This is a genomic window from Candidatus Laterigemmans baculatus (assembly GCF_010367455.1).
Taxonomy (GTDB): domain Bacteria; phylum Planctomycetota; class Planctomycetia; order Pirellulales; family Pirellulaceae; genus Laterigemmans; species Laterigemmans baculatus.
Window position 1 is genome coordinate 106,914 of sequence record NZ_WRPR01000023.1, and the last position, 21,915, is coordinate 128,828.

Annotated in this window: 16 protein-coding genes and 1 tRNA gene; 8 read left to right on the forward strand and 9 right to left on the reverse strand. The window is 63.2% G+C overall.

Going from position 1 to position 21,915, the window contains the following annotated elements; genetic code table 11:
• Nucleotides 1–15: 15 nt before the first annotated feature.
• The 3 genes from GNK13_RS05000 to mfd form a co-directional block, all read right to left on the reverse strand.
• A complete protein-coding gene (locus tag GNK13_RS05000) occupies nt 16–1,236 on the reverse strand; it encodes an NPCBM/NEW2 domain-containing protein (protein WP_203545338.1) in 1,221 nt (406 codons plus the stop codon).
• A gap of 299 nt (nt 1,237–1,535) precedes the next feature.
• Nucleotides 1,536–2,723, reverse strand: a complete 1,188-nt coding sequence (locus tag GNK13_RS05005) for a peptidylprolyl isomerase (protein WP_235934782.1) — start codon at nt 2,721–2,723, stop codon at nt 1,536–1,538.
• 106 nt (nt 2,724–2,829) lie between these two features.
• On the reverse strand, nt 2,830–6,084 hold the full coding sequence (gene mfd, locus GNK13_RS05010) for a transcription-repair coupling factor (RefSeq protein WP_164101385.1): 3,255 nt from the start codon (nt 6,082–6,084) through the stop codon (nt 2,830–2,832).
• Between the two features lie 219 nt (nt 6,085–6,303).
• Here mfd and GNK13_RS05015 point away from each other — a divergent pair, with 219 nt between their 5' ends.
• The 3 genes from GNK13_RS05015 to GNK13_RS05025 all read left to right on the forward strand — a co-directional run bounded on the left by GNK13_RS05015 (nt 6,304) and on the right by GNK13_RS05025 (nt 8,935).
• Nucleotides 6,304–7,344, forward strand: coding sequence for a Gfo/Idh/MocA family protein (locus tag GNK13_RS05015; protein ID WP_164101345.1), 1,041 nt, complete (start codon nt 6,304–6,306; stop codon nt 7,342–7,344).
• Nucleotides 7,345–7,682: 338 nt separating this feature from the next.
• Nucleotides 7,683–7,754 (forward strand) — tRNA-Cys (locus GNK13_RS05020).
• A gap of 80 nt (nt 7,755–7,834) precedes the next feature.
• Entirely contained in the window at nt 7,835–8,935 is a 1,101-nt protein-coding gene (locus GNK13_RS05025; RefSeq protein ID WP_164101346.1) for a potassium channel family protein, read from the forward strand.
• Nucleotides 8,936–8,951: 16 nt separating this feature from the next.
• Here the strand turns inward: GNK13_RS05025 and GNK13_RS05030 are convergent, their stop codons facing one another.
• From GNK13_RS05030 to GNK13_RS05040, 3 genes are all read right to left on the reverse strand, one after another.
• Entirely contained in the window at nt 8,952–9,215 is a 264-nt protein-coding gene (locus tag GNK13_RS05030; protein ID WP_164101347.1) for a hypothetical protein, read from the reverse strand.
• Between the two features lie 93 nt (nt 9,216–9,308).
• The gene (locus tag GNK13_RS05035; protein ID WP_235934783.1) at nt 9,309–10,778 is read right to left on the reverse strand and encodes an FAD-dependent oxidoreductase; all 1,470 of its coding nucleotides are present in this window, start codon (nt 10,776–10,778) and stop codon (nt 9,309–9,311) included.
• Between the two features lie 108 nt (nt 10,779–10,886).
• The gene (locus GNK13_RS05040) at nt 10,887–11,894 is read right to left on the reverse strand and encodes a DUF6807 family protein (RefSeq protein ID WP_164101349.1); all 1,008 of its coding nucleotides are present in this window, start codon (nt 11,892–11,894) and stop codon (nt 10,887–10,889) included.
• 143 nt (nt 11,895–12,037) lie between these two features.
• On the opposite strand from GNK13_RS05040, the gene GNK13_RS05045 reads away from it, so the two are divergent.
• Nucleotides 12,038–12,802 (forward strand): VIT1/CCC1 transporter family protein, encoded by a 765-nt coding sequence (locus GNK13_RS05045; RefSeq protein WP_164101350.1) that lies wholly within the window; start codon nt 12,038–12,040, stop codon nt 12,800–12,802.
• Nucleotides 12,803–12,830: 28 nt separating this feature from the next.
• Here the strand turns inward: GNK13_RS05045 and GNK13_RS05050 are convergent, their stop codons facing one another.
• Nucleotides 12,831–13,832, reverse strand: coding sequence for a 2-hydroxyacid dehydrogenase (locus GNK13_RS05050; RefSeq protein ID WP_164101351.1), 1,002 nt, complete (start codon nt 13,830–13,832; stop codon nt 12,831–12,833).
• Between the two features lie 239 nt (nt 13,833–14,071).
• Here GNK13_RS05050 and GNK13_RS05055 point away from each other — a divergent pair, with 239 nt between their 5' ends.
• From GNK13_RS05055 to GNK13_RS05065, 3 genes are all read left to right on the forward strand, one after another.
• Nucleotides 14,072–14,422 carry a tRNA-binding protein gene (locus tag GNK13_RS05055; protein ID WP_203328925.1) on the forward strand — a complete coding sequence of 117 codons (351 nt, stop codon included), beginning with the start codon at nt 14,072–14,074 and terminating at the stop codon, nt 14,420–14,422.
• A gap of 87 nt (nt 14,423–14,509) precedes the next feature.
• Nucleotides 14,510–15,028: a cytochrome c nitrite reductase small subunit gene (gene nrfH, locus GNK13_RS05060; RefSeq protein WP_235934784.1), complete on the forward strand. Its 519-nt coding sequence runs from the start codon at nt 14,510–14,512 to the stop codon at nt 15,026–15,028.
• Between the two features lie 48 nt (nt 15,029–15,076).
• Nucleotides 15,077–16,816 carry an ammonia-forming cytochrome c nitrite reductase subunit c552 gene (locus GNK13_RS05065; protein WP_235934785.1) on the forward strand — a complete coding sequence of 580 codons (1,740 nt, stop codon included), beginning with the start codon at nt 15,077–15,079 and terminating at the stop codon, nt 16,814–16,816.
• A gap of 178 nt (nt 16,817–16,994) precedes the next feature.
• Here GNK13_RS05065 and GNK13_RS05070 read toward each other — a convergent pair whose 3' ends face one another.
• Entirely contained in the window at nt 16,995–18,011 is a 1,017-nt protein-coding gene (locus tag GNK13_RS05070) for an SDR family oxidoreductase (protein ID WP_164101353.1), read from the reverse strand.
• 589 nt (nt 18,012–18,600) lie between these two features.
• Nucleotides 18,601–19,317, reverse strand: a complete 717-nt coding sequence (locus GNK13_RS05075) for a 4'-phosphopantetheinyl transferase family protein (RefSeq protein ID WP_164101354.1) — start codon at nt 19,315–19,317, stop codon at nt 18,601–18,603.
• Between the two features lie 334 nt (nt 19,318–19,651).
• Here GNK13_RS05075 and GNK13_RS05080 point away from each other — a divergent pair, with 334 nt between their 5' ends.
• Nucleotides 19,652–21,733: an alpha/beta hydrolase family protein gene (locus GNK13_RS05080; RefSeq protein WP_164101355.1), complete on the forward strand. Its 2,082-nt coding sequence runs from the start codon at nt 19,652–19,654 to the stop codon at nt 21,731–21,733.
• The last annotated feature ends 182 nt before the right edge of the window (nt 21,734–21,915 follow it).

The following is a 21,915-nucleotide window of genomic DNA, read 5'->3' on the forward strand; positions in this document are numbered from 1 at the left end:
CGATGGTTGCGCCAGTTACTGCAGTAACCGGGGTTCGATGAATCGGATCACATCTCCCGCGTCGCTCCGCCCTTCGCCGTCGCCGTAGTCGACTTCGAGCGTTACCCGCCGCGCGCTGCCCAGATCGAGCTCGACGCCCCGCGGGGCATCGGAGGGCAAGACCGTCTCATTCCAGACGACTTCCCCATCGACCAAAATCCGCACGTCGCATCCACCGCCCGCCGCGACGCTTGCGTCGGGAGCGATCCGGGTCGCGAAGGCGCCGAATTTCGGATCGACCCGATAGGTCACGCTCGAGCGGCTGCGGAGAATCAGATCGCGATCCCCCTCGACGCGAGGCCCGAGCCAACGCAGCAGACGCGGCTGGTCGATCGGCAGCTGGACGAGCGGCGTGTACTGGCTCTCCACCGGCGACTCGGCTGCCAGCAGTTGCGTGTTGCCCTCGAACCGGATCGAGTCGAGTTGATCCAGTCGCAACGATCGCTGCTGGCCGTCGAGAATCTCCATCTCCAGCACCCCCTCGGCTCGTTCGGCCGCCGATAGGTTCGCGACGCTCGCAAGCGTGAGCGATCGAACCGCCCACTGCGACCCCAGCGTGTCGACAACGGTGATTCCCGAGGACTCCGCCTCACCAGCGGCCGCGGAGCCGCCAAAGACGATCCCCTCGAGTCGCGCCACCGGAGCCGGCACTTCTTGATCCCCAACGCTGAAGCGGACGGTCGTCGCATCGGCCCCGATTACGACGCCATTGACTTGGTCGATCGTCTCGGCCGAGCGGCGGATGACCAGCATGTCCTCGGCCCGGTCATCGCCGAGCAGCCCCAGCCAGGCGTTGTCGATCGTGGGCGATGGAGGGCGGAAGCGAACCCAGCGAAGCCCGCGGACGGGAACCTCGAGCGGCTCTTGACGGCGGAGCTCGAGCGTGGCTTCGGAGCCTTCGATTCGAAAACCCTCCGCCTTCAGTCGGCTGCCGTCGGCCAGCCCCACGCTCACGGTCGGGCCCTGGATCGCCGCCGGCTCGGTCGCTTCGATGCGGGTGATCTCCGCCCGAGGAACACTTTTGGATTCACCGGCGACGAGCAGCGTCAGCGTCTCGGCAGTAATCGCCTCGAGCTCCGCTGCGTAGGGTTCGCCGGCGACGGGCGTGACGCGGACCGCCAGACCGGCGGCCATCGCCGAGCCTGCGAGCGTGGGAATCGCCAGCAGAAATATCGCCACCATCCGGTTCAAGATCATCGACAGCCCGTGCGACCCGCGTGCGAAACGGCCAGCCGCGGCCCGGACGCTCCGAACCGCTCGACAAACCAGTCTAGGCCTGTACGAGCGGCGGGTCGAGTTGCGTTTGCGCTCTCCTGAGCCGAAGGCGCTAGCCTCGGGCCCGATCCGGTTCGTCCCGGGTGAAAACTTTGTCCCTAGCGATGCGCAACCACCCAGGGCAACCCATTCCGCGACACGACGGAACCCGCGGCTAGCGCCGTCGGCTCAACAGAACACGCGCCCGGCGGCTGATGAAATGTGCAGGCCCATGCGTCAGCCTAGCGGGCGGGGCTGGCATCCACGGCCGCGGCGGTGCGGCTGCGCTCGACCGAACCGAGCGGCATTGCCCCGTCGACGTCATCGGGGTAGAGCGACCAGACGGGGACGTCGCGGCGAATCTCCTGCATCAACTTGGCTTCCGCTTCGGCGACCTTTTGAGCCTGGATCTTCTTGCGGAGCTCGTCCTGAAGCTCGCCGAGCGGCGTGACTCCCGCTTCCTCGCGGTCGAGGACTCGGATGATGTGGTAGCCGTCGGCGTCTTCGATCCGCGGGCTCATCCGGTTCAGCGGCAACGAGAAAATTTGTTCGTCGAGGACCTTCGAGGCCAGGCTTCCCTGCCGCGTCCAGTCGTGCAGCCCCCCGCTGGCGGCGAGCGGCTCTTGGGAGCGTTCCTTGGCGACCTTCTGCATGTTCCCGCCAAAGTAGGCTTCGCGGCCCATGTCCGAAATGGCGCGATCGGCCTCCTGCTTGTTGGGAAACCGGGAGAATAGCACCGTCAGTTGTTCCCATCGCGCTCGAGCCGGATGGCTGAACTCCTCGCGGTGTTTTTCGTAGTACGCCCGCAGCTCGTTGAGGGTCACCGCGGGATCGCGGGGAACCAGTTTTTGGATGTAGACCGCGCCGAGCATCTTGTCCTGGTATTCGTGCTCGAGCGTCTTCAGCGAGCTGCCGCTCTCGCGGAGCTTTGCGTCGAGCTCCTGAATCGAGTTCAGCTTCGATTCTTCGAGCATCCGAGGAATCTCACTCTCGTAAAACGCCCGGCGGGCCTGAGCGGCGATCTTTGTCTGAGCCTCGCGGCGCTGCTCGGCCGATGACGCGCCAACTTGGCTCATCATAAAGGCGTGGCCGAGCATCTTGGTTTGGATGGTTTGGGCGAGCAGCGCCCGGAGTAATCGGAGGCGAAGAATCTTCAGCTGTTCCGGCGGGATCTGCGAGATGTCCCCCTTGGCGAGCTGCATGATCCGGCTTTCGATCTTGGGCATCAAGTCGCCGAGCAAGATCGGATTGTCGCCGACGATCGCCAGTAGCGTCGACGGCTCGGTCGGCAGCTCCATCGCTTGCAGCTGGGCGAGCTGAGCTGGCGAAAGTTCCTGGGCGACCGCCCGCCCGGTGGCTTCCGCGAGCAGCACATCGCCGAGGCTCGGAGCGGCCACGGTCAGGGCAGCCACTCCAAACGCGACGGACAAGGCAACGGAGCGTGGGCAGGGTCTGCGGACCGGCTTCATGAATCGTTGACGCTGCGCGGGGATCGGCGGGACCGGACGAACGAGCCGGCCGCTTATAGAAGCCCCCTCAAACCGACCGCAAGACCGATCGCGCCAGTTCCAACCAAGCGTCGCCCCCGCGGGGATCCCCGCTCGCTTCCTCGGCCGGGATGTAGGCCCGCGACTCGTCGACGATCCGCACCGGGTGGGGCGCGGACCGCTTGAGCGCCTCGATCCGCTCGCGGCTGCTGTACCGCAGAACGAGAAAGTCCCGCTCGATGGCGATCGCCGCGATTTGCCAGATGGCCGCGTCGAGCCGCATCTCGGCAACCTCCAGCAATCGCTCCACGGGCCGCGGCGGCACACCAAAGCGGTCGAGCATCTCGCTGCGAATCTCTTCGATCGCGCGGTAATCGTCGAGCCTCGCGATGCGGCGATAGAGGTCGATCTTGTGCCGCAGGTCGGGGACGTACTCCGCCGGCAGGAAGGCGGCGACCGGCAGATCGATGTCGACATCGGCCGAAAGCCGCGGCGGCAGGTTCTGGGCGCGGCGGACCGCGTCCTCGAGCAGCTGGCAATACAGCTCGTACCCGATCGCCGCGATATGGCCGCTCTGCTGGGTGCCGAGCAGATTGCCCGCTCCGCGAATTTCCAGGTCGCGCATCGAGATCGCAAACCCGGCTCCCATCTGGCTGAACTCTTCGATCGCCCGCAGCCGCTTGCTCGCTTCGGGAGTCAAATGCTTGTGTTTGTCAACCAGCATGTAGCAGTACGCCTGATGCTTGTACCGCCCCACGCGACCGCGGAGCTGGTGCAAGTCGGCCAACCCATAGCGGTTCGCTTCGTCGACAAAGATCGTATTGGCATTGGGGATATCGAGCCCGCTTTCGATGATTGTCGTCGCCAGCAGGATGTCGTACTTGCGATCGATAAAGTCGATCATCACCTGCTCGAGCTCACCTTCGCCCATTTGGCCGTGACCGATCCCGATCCTCGCTTCCGGCACGATTCGCTGCAGCTTGTCTGCCAGCGTCCCGATGTCGGCGATCCGGTTATGGACGAAGTAGATCTGTCCGCCCCGGTTCAGCTCGCGGACCACTGCTCGGCGAATCAGCCTCTCGTCCCACCGCGTGACTCGCGTCTCGACGCTCAATCGCTCCGCCGGAGCCGTCTCCAAATTGCTGATGTCGCGAACGCCCACCAGCGCCATGTGGAGCGTGCGGGGAATCGGAGTCGCCGAGAGAGTCAGCACGTCAACGTTGGAGTGTTTGGCCTTGAGCCGCTCCTTGATCGCCACCCCGAAGCGATGCTCCTCGTCGATGATCACCAGCCCCAGATTGAAGAACTCGACCGCCTTCGACGCCAAGCGGTGCGTTCCAATCACGATGTCGACCTGTCCCTTCTTGATCTTCGCCATGGTTTCCCGCTCTTCGGCCGAGTCGGCAAACCGGTTGAGGCGGCCGATGTCGAAGGGAAACTCGGCCATCCGGCTGCAGAACGTGTGGTAATGCTGCTCGGCCAAGACGGTGGTCGGCACGAGCACGGCGACCTGAAACCCGCTGTCGACCGCCTTGAAGGCCGCCCGCATGGCGACTTCGGTCTTGCCGTAGCCCACGTCGCCGCAGATCAGCCGATCCATCGGCCGCGGCGTTTCCATGTCACCCTTGAGGGCGTGGATCGCGGCCAACTGGTCGTCGGTTTCGGTGTATGGAAAACTGGCATCGAACTGCCGCTGCCAATCGCTGTCAGCATCGAACGCCAACCCCGATCGGGTCCGCCGCTCGGCTTGGATCTCAAGCAGCTCCGAAGCCATGTCGGTTACCGCTTGCTCGGCCGACTGGCGGTGTTTGGCCCACGATTGGCCGCCGATCTTGGCCAGCTTCGGTCGGCTGCTCCCGCCACCGACGTACCGCTGGATCAAGCCGATCCGGTGGGCGGGCACGAAAATCTTCGTCCCCCCATCGAACTCGACGACCAGGTGCTCCTGCTGCTGGCCTTGTTTTTCGATCCGTTTGATGCCGCGATAGAGTCCAATGCCGTGCGAGAGGTGGACGACGAGATCGCCTGGCTCGAGCTGCAAAAAACTGTCGATCGGCTTGCTCTTCGCCCGCACTTTGCGGCGCCGCACCGGACTGCGGTGAAACAGCTCCGCACCGGTCAGGACCAGCACGCCGCCGCGCTGGCGATCGATGTCGTCGGTGATCCGAAACCCGCCGCTCAAATCGGCCACCGCGATCCGCAGCCGTCCGCCAGTGGCCGCATCGGTCTCCCGCAGCAGCTCGCCCATCCGCTCGGAGTCGGCCGGCGTGTCGGCGACCACGATCACGCGATGGCCGGCCGCGACCGTATCGACACGAGCGCGAATTTGGTCGAGCTCGCCGGTAAAGCTCTCGACCGACGCGGTCGGTAACTGGATCACGCGTCCGCCGGCCTCCTCTGCGCCCCCCGCCGACGCGCGCCCCGCCGACGCGATCACCGGAGGCAGATCGGCGGCAAGCGCGATTCGCCTTCCGCGGAGGTCTTGCAACAGCTGCTCCCAAGTCGCGAACCGCTCAGGGTCCGCGACGCGGCTGCGGAGCGTTTCGGCCGCCTTGCGGCACCGCTCGGGATCGATGACAAGGACCGCGGTCGCTTCGTCGAGGTATTCGGCGATCGAGCCGTTCTCGCGTTGAGCCGTCCCGAATGCCGTCACCTCGAACGCCGTGAGCGACTCGGTGCTCCGCTGGCTCGCCGGGTCGAAATGGCGGATCGACTCGATCTCGTCATCGAACAACTCGACCCGCACCGGCTCGGTCTGGTCGGGAGGATAGACGTCGAGAATCCCGCCGCGCTGGCAGAACTCGCCCGGCATCTGAACCGCCGTCGTGGCGTGGAACCCGGCTTCGGCCAGCCACCGCTGAAGGCCTTCTAGGTCGATGCGAGCGCCGACGCTGAGCATCCGCGAGGCGGCGGCAACGCTTTGCAGGCTGGGGACCGCTTGCATCGCCGCCGGGACATGGGCGCAGACGACCGTGGGCGCGACTTGTCGCTCGTCACCGCTGGCTCGCCGTCGCAGCGTTTGCAGCACGCGGAGCCGAGCCGCGTAATCGTGATCGCGAAGGCTTTCCGGATCGCCCGAGCTGGCCGACAGCGGCAGCGTCACCGCGTCGGGAACGCCCATCGCGGCGAGATCGGTCGCCACGATGTCGGCGTCGGCTGGCTCCGGGAGCAGGATCAGCAGCGTGTCGAGCCGCGCCGCGTGGATCAGCATCGCGGCGGCCAGAGCTCGAACCGTGTCGCGGACGCCTCCGAGCCAAATTTCCTCTTCCCCCGACCAGCCGGCAAGCTGCTGCGGGAGCCCCATCGATTCGCCGACCCACTGGGGAAGCGCAGCGATCTCCGCCGCTCCCAGCGGAGTCGTCGCTATCGCACCTTCGATCACGTCGCTCAACCGGCCTCTCCCCTGGTTTACCGCCCCCACCCACTCTTCGCCGCACCCGCTGGTCACTCCCCCTTATCCGCATTTATATTGCCCGGCAAACCAATTCCCCACCCCCGAAACTCATGCAAAACCGATTGCTCCATGACACTTCGCTTTGGCATTGTCGGCTGCGGTATGATCGCAAACTTCCACGCTCGCGCGCTCCACGACGCCGCCGGTGCGGAATTGGTGGGCTGCTACAGCCGTAGCCAAGAGAGCGCCGCGAAGTTCGCCGCCGAGCACGGTTGCCGGACTTTCGACTCGCTCGAAGCGATGCTGGCCGACCCGGAAATCGACGCCGTCGCGATCTGCACGCCGAGCGGTGCGCACCTCGATCCGGCCGTCGCCGCAGCTGCCGCCGGCAAGCACGTGATGGTCGAAAAGCCGCTGGAGATCACTCCCGAGCGGTGCGACGCGATCATCGAAGCCTGCGACGCCGCCAAGGTGAAGCTCGGAGTCACGTTCCAAAGCCGCTTCCATCGCTCGAGCCAACTGCTCAAAGGAGCGGTCGAGGCCAACCGCTTTGGCCGGATCACGCTCGGGGACGCCTACGTCAAATGGTTCCGCAGCCAAGAGTATTACGACAGCGGAGCTTGGCGTGGGACGTGGAAGCTCGATGGCGGCGGAGCGCTGATGAACCAGGCGATCCACACGGTCGACCTGCTGCTGTGGGTGATGGGGCCGGTCGCCGAAGTCTCCGCGATGGTCGATACCGCCACGCACGAGCGGATCGAAGTCGAAGACGTGGCGGTGGCGACGGTCAAATTCCGCAACGGAGCCCTGGGCGTCATCGAAGCGACCACGACCGCCTACCCGGGAGCGCTCAAGCGGATCGAGATCTCAGGGAACCGCGGCAGCGCGATCCTCGAGGAAGAAGACCTCAAGCAGTGGGACTTTGCCGACGCGACCGAGGAAGACGCCAAAGTCCGCGAAGAAATGCAAGGCAAGACCAAGACCGGTGGCGGGGCAGCCGATCCGGCGGCGATCGGACACCACGGCCACACGATGGTCTTTGAAGATTTCGTCCGCGCGATCGAAGCCGATACGGTCCCCGTGACCGATGGTCGCGAAGGCCGCCGCAGCGTCGAGCTGATCAACGCCATCTACCAAAGCGCCCGCGAAAACCGCACGGTCAAACTGTAAGCAAGCGCTATTTTGGATCTGCGCGCATGCCTCTTATAACATCACCCTACCCCCGGGAGGGTCGGGCTCTCAGGCCCGGGGAGGGTTGGCGAAATCCGTCGTTCACCAGCGCCTAAGTTCGCGGTTCGCCCTCCCCGCTCGTTCCTCGCGACCCTCCCGGGGGGAGGGTATCGAATAGGTTTTCCGACAGACCCTAAAGCCGCGGGCGACTTGGGCCGATAGTATCTACCAGTGCAATCGCCATAACTCGCAGCGAAGGCACAACCGCGAGATGCCTCGCGTGACTCAGCTTGACTGATCGCCAACGGTTTCCTAACCTGCGCAGACGATTCAACGACGGCGACGTGGCCAAGCGGCTAAGGCATCGGATTGCAAATCCGACATCCCGGGTTCGAATCCCGGCGTCGCCTCTTTGACGTGCTTTGAAAAACCTCGGTTTCCCCAGCGGAAGCCGAGGTTTTTTCGTTTCTGCATCGGCAAGGCGAAGGTGATGGACTCGATCGCAACAATCGCGGGCTGGCTGCTGATTCTTTGGGCGCTGGCGGAAGTCTTCATCGAGGTCCTCTTTCCGCGTGCCCTCAGCCCGCCGCTGGGAAGTCTCCTCTGCCGGGTCGCTCAGCGGATCGCGGCGGGGCTGTGGCGGGGCGGAGCCGGTTGGCAGCGAAAGCTAACCTCCCTCGTCGGCCCCCTGTTGGTCATCACCCAGATCCTCAGCTGGGGACTCCTGCTGTGGCTCGGCTTCGCCCTAATCGCGTGGCCCAGAATGGGCGACACGATCGTGGCCTCCGGACAATCCGAGACGCCCACCGACTTTTTCTCGGCGATGTACGTGATGGGCTATGGTCTGACCACCCTCGGCGTCGGCGACCTGGTGCCCAAGAGCAGCGGGATGCGGATCCTGTTCATCGCCGAAGCGGCCGTCGGGTTCAGCGTATTGACGCTGGTGATGACCTACCTCATGTCAGTCTACGGAGCGATCGCCGAACGGAATCGGATTGCGCTGCTGATTGATACTGCCACCGGCGGCAGCGGAGATCCCTACGAGTATCTACGAGAATCGCTGTGGCTTCCCCACGAGACAAAGCTCCGCACCGAGGATGAGCTCGCCGACGCGCTGATCGCGATCTATGAATCGCACCAGTTCTATCCCGTGCTGCACTACTTTCGGTTTCCCGAGCCCGCCTACTTGTTGCCGCGGATGCTCTACTTTTCTCTCGAAGTCGCCACCGTCGCCGAAGTCATTCGCGCGACCGAGGGCGAAGCGAGCGGCCGTCGCTTCACCGCGTCGAGCCGCTTGTGGCCGGCGTCGAATCAGCTGCTGACCGAAGCGGCGTCGAATTTCTCGCGCCGCCGAAGCGACGGACCGCGGTGGGATGTCGAGATCGCAACGCTTCGCGACTATTTGCAACGCTGGCAGGCGGTCCAGCAGCGCCAGGACGTGGAGTTGGAGTCGCTCGTCTCACAGTACCAGGAGCTGCGGGAGCGGTGGCTCGCTCCGCTCCAGACGGTCGCACGCTCTCAAGGTGCCGAGCGGATGCTCGTCGAGCAACTTGCCAGGAGCGCACGCGGCGAGGATTCTGCTGAGCCGTAGGCGCTAGCCTCGGGCCCTACTTCCGCTTGCCTCGCTCAACCCGCCGCTGCAAGCCGGACATGCAGCTGAGCATCGTTTGCCGCAACTGCTGTGACTGCCAGCGATGACTGCGGACTCCCCGCCAGGCAGCGTTCACCGCCTGCTGCACATCGGGGGCTTCGGCGATCACTTCTTCGAGGACTTCAAACTCCTCGGTACCCTCGGGATTGCCGCCCGGTTTGTCATTCAACTCGCAGATCTCTTTGGCGAGCTGTTCGATGGTGAGATTGTCGACGGGCATTCCTCACTCCTGCCGCGGGAGCCGGCAAAAGTTCGGGATACTATCGCTGCCTCGAAATGCTCGCAAGGACCATACCCCGACAGAGAGGTGGGGTTAGGCGTTCTGAATTTCCCGCCAGTTCAGGTCATGCGGCATCACACCCTTTTGGACCGAAACCGCAGCCGCCAAGCCGGCCGCTTCCCCCATCGGCACCGAGTTGCCGGTGACGCGATAACTCGAGTGGGCGATGAAATCACCGCTAATGCAACGCCCGGCCATCAGCAGCCCATCGACATCGGCTGCCACCAATGCGGGGTAGGGAATATCGTAGGGCCGCGCACCACCCTTTTTAAATTCCTGATCGATCTGCTTATGTCCCAAATCGTTCAGAGCGTGGACGTCGATTCCAAATTTCGCGCGGCAGACCGCCTGGTCGTGCCGCAGGCCGGTTGCCAAATCGGAAGCGGTGATGTGATAGCGACCACGGATTCGGCGGCCTTCGCGGACGCCGATCTGCTCGGCGGTGGCGACGACGGCGAGATCCTGCCAAGCGCCTCCGAGCTTTCGCAGCCCCGTGACGATCTCGTGGATTTCTCGCCGCGCGCGGATCGTCGCCTCGGTGATCGCACCGGCGTCGAAAGCCGAAACGCCATACTCGTGATTCGTCATCAGCGAATAGATGCCGCTGTGCAAGTGCCTCAGCGTGGGAGCGCGATACGAGGGTTTCACCCCGTTGGCTTCCATCAGTTCAAGCAACCGACGCTTGGCTTCGGAACCGGTGCCGCGAAGATAGGGGCGGACCGCTTCGGGATCGACGCCGCTGAGCAGCGCAAGCATCGACATCGGTTGGCACTGGCAGTCGGTTCCCACGCCGACATCAAAGCCGCACCCGGCGTGAGCTGCCAAATCTCCATCACCGCTGCAGTCAATGAATCGTTCGGCCAGCCAGGCTTCTCGGCCTGACTTGGATTCGGTCAGCGCGGCAATCAAGCGGCCCGAGTCATCGGTGACGGCGCCGACCAACCGCGTATGCAAGCGGATCTTGACCCCCGCTTCGACACAGAGCTCCTCGAGCACCAGCTTCGCGATCTCCGGGTCGTAGACGGTGCCGCTCGAATGTTTTGCAGCCGCGCTGCCACGGGTGGCAAATTCCGCCAGCAGTTCCGCCATGACGCCCGACTTATTCTCGGAATCGAGAATTTTGGTCAGCAATCCAGCCGTCCACACGCCTCCGAGACAGCCCGCCACATCGATTAGCTGCACCGAAGCGCCCGCTCGAGCTGCCGCCAGTGCAGCACCAATCCCCGCCGGGCCACCGCCACAGACCAGCACGTCGCTGGTTCCGACGATCGGGATCGCTCGCGGCTGCTCGATCAACTGTCGCTGGTCGGCCGAGACTTGGCCGCCGGTGCGGATCACTTCGCCGGACTGGAGATTGGGATACGAGGGAAACTGCGAAGTCGTCCCAGGTGCCGTTTCACCTTCGCCTGCCGCAGCAGCCAGTGCTCCGGAGCCCAACAACCCTCCAGCGGTGACGTGCAGAAAACCGCGACGAGTCGAGACGAACTTCTCGGGACGATTCACGGCTGCAAGCTCCACTGTCGGCGTTGCCCCCAGGGTCCGGGGCGGATGTAAATGTCTGGCACACATTCTAAATCCCCGAGTCGGGGCGGTGGGCCGAGGACCGTGGTATCAGTCGGTTCCGGAGGCCAGTCGAGGCGCTTCCGCTGCGAACTCGCGGTGCCGCTCCGCAATCTTCGCTGCCTCGCTATCCCCGCGGTGGAGGATCAAGCGATAGTTGAACGCGAGCGGCTGGTCCCGCGGGAGGAGCACCGGCTGGCGTCCTGGCCAAGCCGCATTCTGCATGCTGCGACGCTCTCGCAAGATCCAAGGTTGCACGTAACCAGGCAGCGACGGATGGGTGAGAATCGCGACGCCGCTGACTTCTTCAGCCTTGGTGGTGCTGCCAGGGTTTTGGGAGCCGATCGCATAGCTGCCGACCATATCCATCCAGGGGCCAGCTTCGACCTGCAGTGTCTGAGGCTGGACCTCGCCTCCGCTGGAGACGAACCGCAGGTCGTGGGGAAGCGTGATCCGCGTGCAAAACCCTCCGTAGCCTTTCTCATCTTCGGAGCCACCGATCTTCAACTGTTCGACGAGTGGCACAAGGCGGAAAGAAAAATCGATCGCCCGCTGATCCGGCTTCGCAGGATGGATTCGAATGACCGCAGTCTCGTCGACTAGCGGTGTCATCTCCCCGCGATTGTCGACGATCCTCGGCGACTTCCAATGCACGCGGAGTCGGAGTTCCGCCGTTCCGTCGTCGCATACCTGCGTGTCGACCGTTTGGACGTCCCACACGAAATCTTCGCAGACCCAAGGGTCTCCCGCCCGCTTCTCTCCCACCCATACCTGATGCCAGGCCCAATAGATTCCTCGATGGTGGAGATGATCGGCGGGAAAATCCTCGCTAAGAACATTGCCGTCCAAATCGTACAACGGGTGGACGTAATGCGAGCGGGGGTATTTTTCATCCTCCGACTTCACCGCGCGCTGATAAAACAAGACCTGCTGATCCCCCTCCCGGACCAGCACCCCCTGCTCGTCCTCGGAGAAGCTAAACCCCGCGGGCTGCTGAGCGGTGAGTGGCGAAGGGAGAAGGGCGAGCAAAAACGGAATGCAGAACAAGCCAAATTTCATTGGGGTCTGCCCGTGGTATGGGAGTGACGTAGCGGTAGGATTGAAACGCAAGCTTAATGCTCCACCGGGGGCGAGGTCCAGCAAGCCGAAGAGTCGAGGGAAACTTGCGGTGCCCTCGCCTCAGTGGTGGGAGGAAACTGGCCATGAGTCATGAGCCGCTCACTCCGCTCTCGCGACTGAAAGCCGCCCACACGCCGCAGGCGGTTCGGGAACGGCTGCAGAAGGGGCCCACGCACAGTTATTTGCGCGACTTCGTCTATGGCGCGATCGACGGGGCGGTGACGACGCTGGCGGTCGTTTCGGGAGTCGCGGGTGCAGAGCTTTCGGTCGGCGTGGTGATCGTGCTCGGCGTGGCCAACTTGATCGCCGATGGGTTCAGTATGGCAGCGAGCAATTACTTGGGAACGCGAGCCGAGGAGCAGGTCCGGGAGCGGGCGCGGCGAATCGAAGAGGAGGAGATCGAGCGTTATCCCGAAGGTGAGCAAGAAGAGATCCGACAGATCATCCGCGGCAAAGGGTTCGAAGGGGACGATCTCGACCGGGCGGTGGAGATCATTACGTCAGACCGCCGGCGGTGGGTCGACATGATGCTGACCGAAGAACTCGGGCTCTCGCTCGAAGGACCCTCACCGCTGCAAGCCGCCGCCTCGACGTTTGGAGCTTTCGTGATCGTCGGCTGCATTCCACTGCTCCCCTTTATCCTCCAGTTTCTCGTGCCTCCCGCAGTGACTCAGCCGTTCCTTGCGAGCATGCTGATGACGGCCGCCGCCTTTTTCGGTGTCGGCGCCGCCAAGGCCCGGTTCGTGGAACAGAAATGGTACTGGTCGGGGCTGGAGACGTTGTTCGTCGGCGGTGGAGCAGCCGCGCTCGCCTACGCGATCGGCCGCTTGCTCGGCGGCTTGGCGTGAGCCGCGGAGCGGTGCAGGGCGGAACGCGTCAGCCCTGGGGCGGGCGGACTTGGTTCTTCGAGTGCCCAGACTGCTCGAGATCTCGGAGATTTCCGAGCGTCGTCTCCGCGATGCTCCGCAGGGCGTCGGCGGTGAAGAAGGCTTGGTGGCCGGTGATAAGAACGTTGGGAAAGCTGATAAGCCGGGCCAGCACGTCATCGGCGATCACTTGTTCCGAGAGATTCTCGAAAAAGTAATCCCCTTCCTCCTCGTAGACGTCCAGTCCCAGCGAGCCGATCTGCCCCGATTTCAATCCGTCGACCACCGCCTTGGTGTCGATCACCGCTCCGCGGCTGGTGTTGATCAGCATTACTCCACGCTTCATTTGAGCGATCGCTTCGGCATCGATTAAGTGATGCGTCGCGGGCGTCAGTGGGCAATTCAGGCTGATGACGTCCGACTCGGCCAACAACGTCGACAAGGGAACGTAGCTCATCCCCAGCCCCTGGCACTCGGCGTTCGGATAGGGGTCGTGCCCGAGCAAACGGCAACCGAAACCGGCCATGATCCGCGTGAACACCGTTCCAATTTGGCCGGTTCCAACGATCCCCACCGTCCGCCCGTGGAGATCGAAACCCAGCAGACCGCTCAGCGCAAAGTTCCCCTCGCGGACCCTCGCATAAGCCCGGTGGATCTTGCGGTTGAGCGCCAAGATCAGCCCCGTGGTATGTTCGGCGACCGCGTACGGAGAGTAGGCCGGAACGCGGACGACTTGCATCGAGAGCCGTTCCGCGGCCGCGAGGTCGACGTTGTTGAATCCCGCACAGCGAAGGGCAATCCGCCGCGTTCCCCCTTCGGCCAAACGCGGCAACACCGAGGCGTCGAGACGATCATTGACAAACACGCAGACCGCATCGAACCCATGGGCCAATTCAACCGTCTCGGCGGTCAATCTTGGCTCGAAAAAGCTCAGCTCGTACTGATAAGCCTCGTTCGCGGCTTGCAAAAAATCGCGATCGTATGGTTTGCTGCTGAAGACGGCGATCTTCAATGGAGAACTCCCGATGGTTGAGCGGAGCGGAGGTTGCATCGCGAGTGGGCGTCCACACTGGAGCATCGCGGGGCGGCACAGTCGTTTAACGGCAAGCCGCAGGCGTCGGTGTTTTAAAGTACAGTCGCCTGCGGCTTGCCGTTAAACGATCTTTCCGCGAACTTGCTGCTGCAGAACATGCGACGAACGCCGTCGGCTCAGGGAATTCTGCCAGACCCGAAGCCCCTCGCGAGGACATGATGCCCGAAACGACTGATCGAGTCAGCCTGGATGATTTTCAAAAACTGGAGATCCGCGTGGGGCGGGTTGCCACGGCGGAGCCGTTCCCCGAAGGCAAGTACTCGACTCACATCCTGCAGATCGACTTCGGCGGCGAGCTGGGCACGAAAAAGTCCTTGGCCCGCTTGGCACCGAACTACGGTCACCCGGAACTCGTTGGGCGGCAAGTCCTGGCGGTCGTCAACTTTCCACCGCGGCAGATCGGAAAGCACCGCTCGGAGGTCCTCACCCTCGGCGTCTCCGACAGCTCCGGCAACGTCGTGCTCATCGCCCCCGACCAGGATGTGCCGCTCGGCAGCCGCCTGCACTGATCTGGCCTGAACCAGAACTGGCCAGCACTAGTCTGGTACGTCGGTTGCCGCCGACATCAGGAGCCCCCGCAGTAGGAGCACGTCGCGTTGAACGAGCATGAGCCAGCCGCCCCCACCGATTCGCGACCGACCAGGAACCGCCGTCGGCGGCTCTTCTGGCTGGGGATGATCCCGACGCTGCTCGCGGTGATGGTGGGGAACCTGGCTGGCTTGGGAACGTTCACCTTTGGATACGGGCAGGGCTGGAGTTATCTGAGCAACGATCCCGCGGCCTGCGCCAATTGCCATGTGATGCAAGGGCATTTGGATTCCTGGCAAAAGTCCAGCCATCGCCACGTCGCCGTTTGCAACGACTGCCACTTGCCGCACGATCCGATCGGCAAGTGGGTCACCAAAGCCGACAACGGATTCTTCCACTCGTTGGCCTTCACGCTGGATAATTTTCACGAGCCGATCCAGATCAAACCGCGCAACAAGCGGGTCGCGCAAAGCTCCTGCCTGCATTGCCACGGCGACTTCGTGCACGAAATGTTTCCCGCTGAGGCGGGAGGCGAGCTGCTCTCGTGCGTGCACTGCCACAGCGATGTCGGGCATGCCTTGCGATGACCCTCGACCATTGAAGCTACGCCTTGAAGCGACGGAGCCGTTTTCGCCATGAGTGATTCTGTGAACCAGCCGCCGGCCGACGCCACAGAAACCGACCACACAGAAACCGACCGGAAGGGGCGGCGGATGCTGTGGCTCGGCGGACTGCTCGTCGTGGTGGCGCTGATCACGTTCGGTGTGACCGCGGTGCTCGTGACGATCTTCCAGCACCGCCAGGAAGCGCGCACCCCTTTTGTGCGACTGGTCGAAGTCAATGAGATCAGCACCGATCCGGTTCCCTGGGGTGTGAACTGGCCGCATCAGTTCGACAGCTACCGCCGCGCGGTCGACCAGGAAGAGACCGAATTCGGCGGCTCAAGCGCGATCTCCGCCAGCAAACTCGAGCAGGATCCGTGGTTGCGACGGTTGTACGCTGGCTACGCCTTCAGCCTCGATTACCGCGAAGCCCGTGGCCATGCTTTTATGTTGTATGACCAGGAAGTCACCGAGCGGGTCACTAAGCGGTCGCAGAGCGGCGCTTGTCTGCATTGCCACGCGTCAATCATCCCCACGTACCGGCGAATGGGGCTCGAAGCCCGCGGCGAACCGGCCGACGCCGACGCTTTGGCTGAGGACTTCAACTGGCCCGCCGTGATGGAAGGTTTCCGGATCGCCAGCACGCTCGATTACGCCGTCGCCCATGCGGAGCTGCTCAAAACGCCCGACGGCACGCCCGGCGAAAACCTTCCACTGTTCCCCGGGGGAACGTCGACCGAACTTCCCACGCCGGCCAATGTTCCGAGCGAACCGCCAAAGCCCGACGACGATTCCGCATCGGGAGCCCCCGCGGGGAACGTGCCCAACGATCTCGTCCATGTCGGGGAGGGGCATCCGGTCAGCTGCATTGACTGCCACGAGCCGGATCGGATGCAGCTGCGGGTGACGCGACCCGGATTTTTAATTGGAGTCGCGGCGCTGGCCAACAGCGACGATCCGCTTCCGCATTTGCCGAGCATTCAGCGGTGGCGAGAGGGAAACCGCGAGGAGCCTTACAACCCTAATCTCCATGCCAGCCGCCAGGAGATGCGGAGCTTTGTCTGCGGCCAATGTCACGTCGAATACTACTGCGCCGACAAAGAGACGCTTTTCTATCCTTGGGACCGTGGATTAAAAATCGAGCAGATCGAGGAGACTTACGACCAACACCAGTTTCCCGACGGCCAAGACTTCTACGATTTTAAACATGGAGAAACGGGCGCGGAGGTTTATAAGGCGCAGCACCCGGAATTTGAACTCTGGAGTCAAGGCATCCATGCTCGCGCCGGAGTGAGCTGTGCCGATTGCCACATGCCCTACGAACGGCAAGGGGCGATGAAAGTCAGCAGCCACTGGGTCCGCAGCCCGATGCTGAACATCAACAATGCGTGCCAGCACTGTCATAACGTTCCCGAGGAAGAACTTCGCCAACGTGTCGCTACCATTCAATCGCGAACGAAAAAGCAGTTGGATCGCGCCGCGGAAGCGATGACCGACATGCTCGATGCGATCCGTGATGCTCAAGCCGCCGGCACCAGCGACGAGGAACTGGCCGAAATCTTTGAACTGCAAAAGAAAGCGATGTGGCGGCTCGACTTCATCAGCAGCGAGAACTCGAAAGGTTTTCATGCGGACCAAGAAGCCGTCAGGATTCTCGGCGAGTCCATCGACTATAGTCGCCAAGCTCAAGCCGAAGCGATCCGCCTGCGAGCCCCCGATGCTCCTCCCTCGGACCGCCGCATCGAACCGGTCCAAGGCGTCACCGAAGAATAGTAGACCGTTTGCAGGCGTCGTGACTCCGTTGTCGCAGTATCAGCCGCAACGCGCTAGCGTCCGGTTTTGCCGGGATTTGAAGCGACCGGGGGCTAGCGCCCTGCGGCTGATGAGATGCGGGAGGACAATCCCTCAGACTGGAAAGCCTGACGTACGTTTGTCCCCGCCCTCCGGGACTTTAGCGGCGTCTGAGCAAACTCGCGCCGATTCCGACGGCGACTCCGGCCAGGCCGGCGAGGATCCAGGGGCGATGCTTGGCTAGTTCCAGTTCGACGGAATTGTCGGTCGCCCGAGCATCGAAGCTGCCGTGAGCTCCGCGGTCCTCCGCCGGAGTTCGGTCCAGTGGCTCCCAGAGGTTGTGATCCCGGTCCGCCGCAACCTGCTCGTCGGTCTGCTGCGACTCGTAGCCAGTGTGGGCCAGCATCCGGTCCAGCAGTCCGGGGATCAGTTTCTGCCCGATCATCGCTTTGACCGTCGGACCGCCCACCCACAGTTCGCGACGGCGGTGGTGAGATGCCCAGTAGATCGCATCGGCGGCTACTTCGGGCTGAAAGATCGGAGGCACTGGCTGAGCTTTGCGAGGCAACCGCGATTTCACCCAACCGAACTGCGGCGTATTGACGGCCGGCATATGAACGGCCGTCAGGTGCACGTCGCTGCCGTCATGGAGCAATTCGCAGCGGAGCGAGTCGGTGAATCCGACGATCGCATGTTTGGCGGCACAGTACGCGGACTGCAGCGGGATGCTTCGATAAGCCAGCGCCGAGCCGACTTGGACGATTGTCCCTCGATTCCTAGGCAGCATCCGGCGGAGCGCGGCGAGCGTGCCATAGACGTAGCCCAGATACGTTACCTGTGTCACCCTTTCGAATTCTTTCGCCTCCATCTCCTTCACCGGGGAGAAGACCGAGAGCATCGCATTGTTCACCCAGACGTCGATCGGCCCGAGCCTGCGTTCGGCCTCGGCCGCCGCTTGCTCGACCGCTTCGGCATCGGAGACGTCGCAGGGGAGGATCAGGGCCTGTCCGCCGAGCCGTTCGATCTCTGCCGCTGCCGCTTCGAGCCCACCACGACCTCGAGCAATCAGCCCGACGCTGTAGCCTTCCTTCGCAAAACGCCGCGCCGCGGCTCGTCCAATCCCCGCCGAGGCGCCCGTAATCACCACCGTTCTGCTGCGGTCGCTTCTTCCGTTCATCGTGGTGCGCCTTGGGGAGGAGGGAGTGCCCGGCAACCGTCAATTTCCCAATCACCCTCCCCCCGGGAGAGTCGGGATGTCAGGCCCGGGGAGGGCTTGCGAAATCGAGCCGTGCGTAGCGGCTCAGCCTGATGGACTGTTCGTGCTGCGGGTGCCTGCAAGGCGGGTGCCAGCAGCGGGAGGAGCTGGCGCGTGGTCCGGGTTCGGCCCCGGCGGTGGTGTACATACCTCTGCACTCCTCAGGGTGGCCACCGGACAACGCGTTTGCGGCACCCGGTTTGCATCCCTTGCGGCACCCGGTTTACATCGCTTGCAGCGGTGGGCAGGGCAGCCAAAAAGGGGGCTAGGTGGCGGGGCCACTGGTCAATATTCGACCACTCGATGGATGCTGTTCATGCAGACGCTAAATTACGAGTCCGAGCGGCGGTCGGCGGAGCCCGAGTGGTGTGACCTCGGGCAGGAATTTTTGCCGCTGCAAGAGGAAATCGCCTACGCCGAAGAACTCCTCGATGCCCTAGACAACGACTGCTTTGACTTTGACTTTGACTTTGACTTTGACTTTGACTTTGAGGAGCGAGCGCCGAACCCGCTACAGATAGCGAACGTCGAGCGGTTCGCTGCGGGCGACGGCCAGGGCCGCGCAAAAACCTTCCGGAGCGTCGAGCGCCCGCAGCGACCAAGGCTCCCCCGCGTAGTCCGGATGCCGCATCGCCACCAGGGCTGAAGCGGGCCTCGCCTCGAGCGACACGTCAAAGCTGGTCAGCGAGAGCGTCAGCCCGGTGCCGATCGCTTTGACGATCGCTTCCTTACGGGTCCAGACGCGGAAGAAGGCTTCCTGGCGCACATCTTCCGGCAGCCTCTGGAAAGTCTCCCGCTCGACGGGCGAAAAGTGTTTTCGGACGATCCCATCCCGCAACTTCACCGGCCGCACTCGCTCAATATCGATACCGACGGGATCATCCACCGTCAGAGCCAACATCGCCAGTCGATCGGAATGGGCCAGATTGAATTGCAGCGACCGCCCCGTTCCCATGCGGTCCTCAACCGTCGGTTTCCCCTGGGCCGCGTAGGTAAACGCAATCCGGCCCGGATCCTTCTCCAAGGCGACGCCTAAAGTGCGGCGAAGCATTCCTCGGCCTACAATAAACCGCCGCCGGTCGCGGTCGCGAATCAACCGTTCGGCCCGCTTCCGCTCCTCTGCCGAGAGCACCTGAGCAAACGCGTCGAGCGGCTCGCCAGGCTGATCCAGGTCGAGAGTAATCACCCACACCGTCCCCGGTGCGAGCGACTTTCCTTCGAGCGGCATAGCAAGCCTCCATTGGCGTGACGCAGCTGCGGTGAGCTGTCGGGTGGTGGCGGGGAGTGGTCGCACAGCTCGCTCGTTCCCTTTCCCGGGACGCGTTGCCGCAACACGCCCCGCGTCGCCAGCGGTTAGACTACGCAGCTGATAAACTATCCGCTCGGCGATCGGAGCTGCATCCCCCGCGGCTCCCCTTGGTTCGCTGCAGCCTTCCCCGTTCCCACCAGTCCGCAGCGCGTCCCTCTCCTGCTGCCCACGACGTCACGAGCCCCGCTTCGTCTCCGTTGCGACCCGCCTACGTTCCGAAGACTCCGCCTACGTTCCGAGATCAGGTGCGCTCATGAAACTCGCTCTCCGATTGCTCTCTCTGCTTGGCGACGCGGGCGCAAGCCCCCGCGGTATCGGCCTCTGTACCGCGACGCTCCTGTTCCTCATCGGCCCCTCCGCCGCGGCCCAAGGCACCCTCGAGGCTCCAGAAGCCCCCAGGTCCGAGGAACCGCATAAGGGCCAAGCAGACCAGCCGCTTGAGTCGATCGCAGCGGTTCTCTCCCGTTCGATTTTGCCCGAAGGAATGGTGCTCGAGCAGGTTCAATCCTTCACCGAAGCTCGCGTCCCGGAGATGCCGCAGGTGGATTCGGTCGAGGAGTGGCAGCGTCACGCGGAGCGGATGCGGCGGCAAACGCTCGAGCGGGTCGTTTATCGCGGCGAAGCACAAGCGTGGCGCGACGCCAAAACGCACGTCGAATGGTTGGAAGAGATCGAAGGAGGAGCAGGTTATAAGATCCGCAAACTGCGTTTCGAAGCCCTTCCCGGACTCTGGATTCCCGCACTGCTTTATGAGCCACTCGAATTGCAAGGCAAAGTCCCGGTCGCGCTGAATGTGAACGGGCACGACTCCAGTGGTAAAGCGGCCGATTACAAGCAGATCCGGTGTATCAATCAAGCCAAGCGGGGAATGCTGGCCCTCAACGTCGAGTGGCTCGGGATGGGACAACTGAGCGGAGATGGGTTGCAACACTACCGCATGAACCAGCTCGATCTGTGTGGTACCAGCGGTCTGGCTCCCTTCTATCTATCGATGGTGCGGTCGCTCGACCTGCTCCTGGAGCATCCGCACGCCGATCCCGAACGTGTCCTGGTCGCGGGCCTTTCTGGCGGTGGCTGGCAGACCATCTTCATCAGCTCCCTCGACGAACGCGTCACACTCTCGAATCCTGTCGCCGGCTACTCCAGCTTTCGAACCCGCGCTCGCAACCTCTCCGACCTCGGCGACTCCGAGCAAACGCCGACCGACCTGGCGACGGTTACCGACTATGCCCAGCTGACAGCGATGCGGGCTCCCCGACCGACGTTGTTGACTTTCAATGCAAAAGACAACTGCTGTTTTGCGGCCGGTCATGCGATGCCGCCGCTGCTCGAAGCGGCGCGACCGATTTACTCGCTTTATGGCAAGGCGACGAATCTTGAGTTCCACGTCAACGAGGATCCAGGAACCCATAACTTCGAAATCGATAATCGTCAGGCCTTGTACCGAATGATTGGCCGTCACTTCTATGGCGACGCGGAGAATTTCTCCGCGGAAGAAATTGACTGTAGCGCCGAACTCAAGACTTCGGAGCAGCTCCACGTCGAGTTGCCCGAGGAGAATGCCACCTTCAATTCGCTGGCCACCGGCGTATTAGCCGCCGCTCGCCGCAACCTGGACGTTCCGCAGGATGATTCCCAGCTTGCCGACTGGCAGGAAGAGCGGCGGCAACGGCTCACCGAAATACTCCGCGCGCCGGCCTACTCCGCGGTGGAAGCGGAAAAGGCGGAGGAGACGGAACTGGAAGGAGGCACCGCGATCTGCTGGCGTCTGACAATCGAACAGACGTGGACCGTTCCAGCCGTCGAGCTGATTCCCAGCAATTCGAAACAGAGTTCGCTCCTGATCGCGGATGCGGGACGCGCCGCGAGCGGTGCGACGGCAACGCAACTGTTCGAGCAGGGGCATCGGGTTCTGGCCGTCGACCCGTTTTACTTTGGCGAATCCAAGATCCCGCAACGCGATTTTTTATACGCACTTCTCGTCGCCGCCGTGGGTGGGCGGCCGCTAGGAATCCAGTCGAGCCAAACGCGGGCCGTGGCGAAGTGGCTGCGGGAGCAAGCCGGCCAACCGGTGCAACTGGTCGCCGTCGGTCCCCGCACCAGCACGATTGCTTTGGCAGCCGCTGCACTCGCCCCCGAGGAGATTTCGTCGGTTGAATTGCACGGTGCATGGGACTCGCTCGACCGTCTGATCGAAGAGAATCAACCGGTGACCTTCGCTCCCGAACTGTTTTGTTTTGGACTGCTACCCGAGTTCGATCTGCCCCAGTTGACACGCATGGTGGCACCTCGGCCGGTTATGATCCATGAGCCTCAGGAAGCGGCTCAGCCGTAACCTCTGTCAGAAGACCCATAACGACATCCTCCCCCCGGGAGGGTAATGCCAAAAGGGAGTTTTCTGACAGATCGCTAGCCTCGGGCTTTCTCGCCCCCCAATTCCCGCTGCAGCACCCGCGGCTAGCGCCGTCGGCTCAGGGTTTTCATTCCACTTATTGCAAGGTTCAGCAATGATTTATG

Bases quoted from the DNA above. Each gene is read 5' to 3' on its own strand.
- GNK13_RS05000 (WP_203545338.1), bottom strand. From the start codon at position 1,236: ATGATCTTGAACCGGATGGTGGCGATATTTCTGCTGGCGATTCCCACG.
- GNK13_RS05065 (WP_235934785.1), top strand. From the start codon at position 15,077: ATGAGTGATTCTGTGAACCAGCCGCCGGCCGACGCCACAGAAACCGAC.
- GNK13_RS05075 (WP_164101354.1), bottom strand. From the start codon at position 19,317: ATGCCGCTCGAAGGAAAGTCGCTCGCACCGGGGACGGTGTGGGTGATT.
- GNK13_RS05055 (WP_203328925.1), top strand. From the start codon at position 14,072: ATGCCCGAAACGACTGATCGAGTCAGCCTGGATGATTTTCAAAAACTG.
- GNK13_RS05070 (WP_164101353.1), bottom strand. From the start codon at position 18,011: ATGAACGGAAGAAGCGACCGCAGCAGAACGGTGGTGATTACGGGCGCC.
- mfd (WP_164101385.1), bottom strand. From the start codon at position 6,084: ATGGGGCTCCCGCAGCAGCTTGCCGGCTGGTCGGGGGAAGAGGAAATT.
- GNK13_RS05015 (WP_164101345.1), top strand. From the start codon at position 6,304: ATGACACTTCGCTTTGGCATTGTCGGCTGCGGTATGATCGCAAACTTC.
- GNK13_RS05040 (WP_164101349.1), bottom strand. From the start codon at position 11,894: ATGAAATTTGGCTTGTTCTGCATTCCGTTTTTGCTCGCCCTTCTCCCT.
- GNK13_RS05045 (WP_164101350.1), top strand. From the start codon at position 12,038: ATGAGTCATGAGCCGCTCACTCCGCTCTCGCGACTGAAAGCCGCCCAC.
- GNK13_RS05030 (WP_164101347.1), bottom strand. From the start codon at position 9,215: ATGCCCGTCGACAATCTCACCATCGAACAGCTCGCCAAAGAGATCTGC.
- GNK13_RS05025 (WP_164101346.1), top strand. From the start codon at position 7,835: ATGGACTCGATCGCAACAATCGCGGGCTGGCTGCTGATTCTTTGGGCG.
- GNK13_RS05080 (WP_164101355.1), top strand. From the start codon at position 19,652: ATGAAACTCGCTCTCCGATTGCTCTCTCTGCTTGGCGACGCGGGCGCA.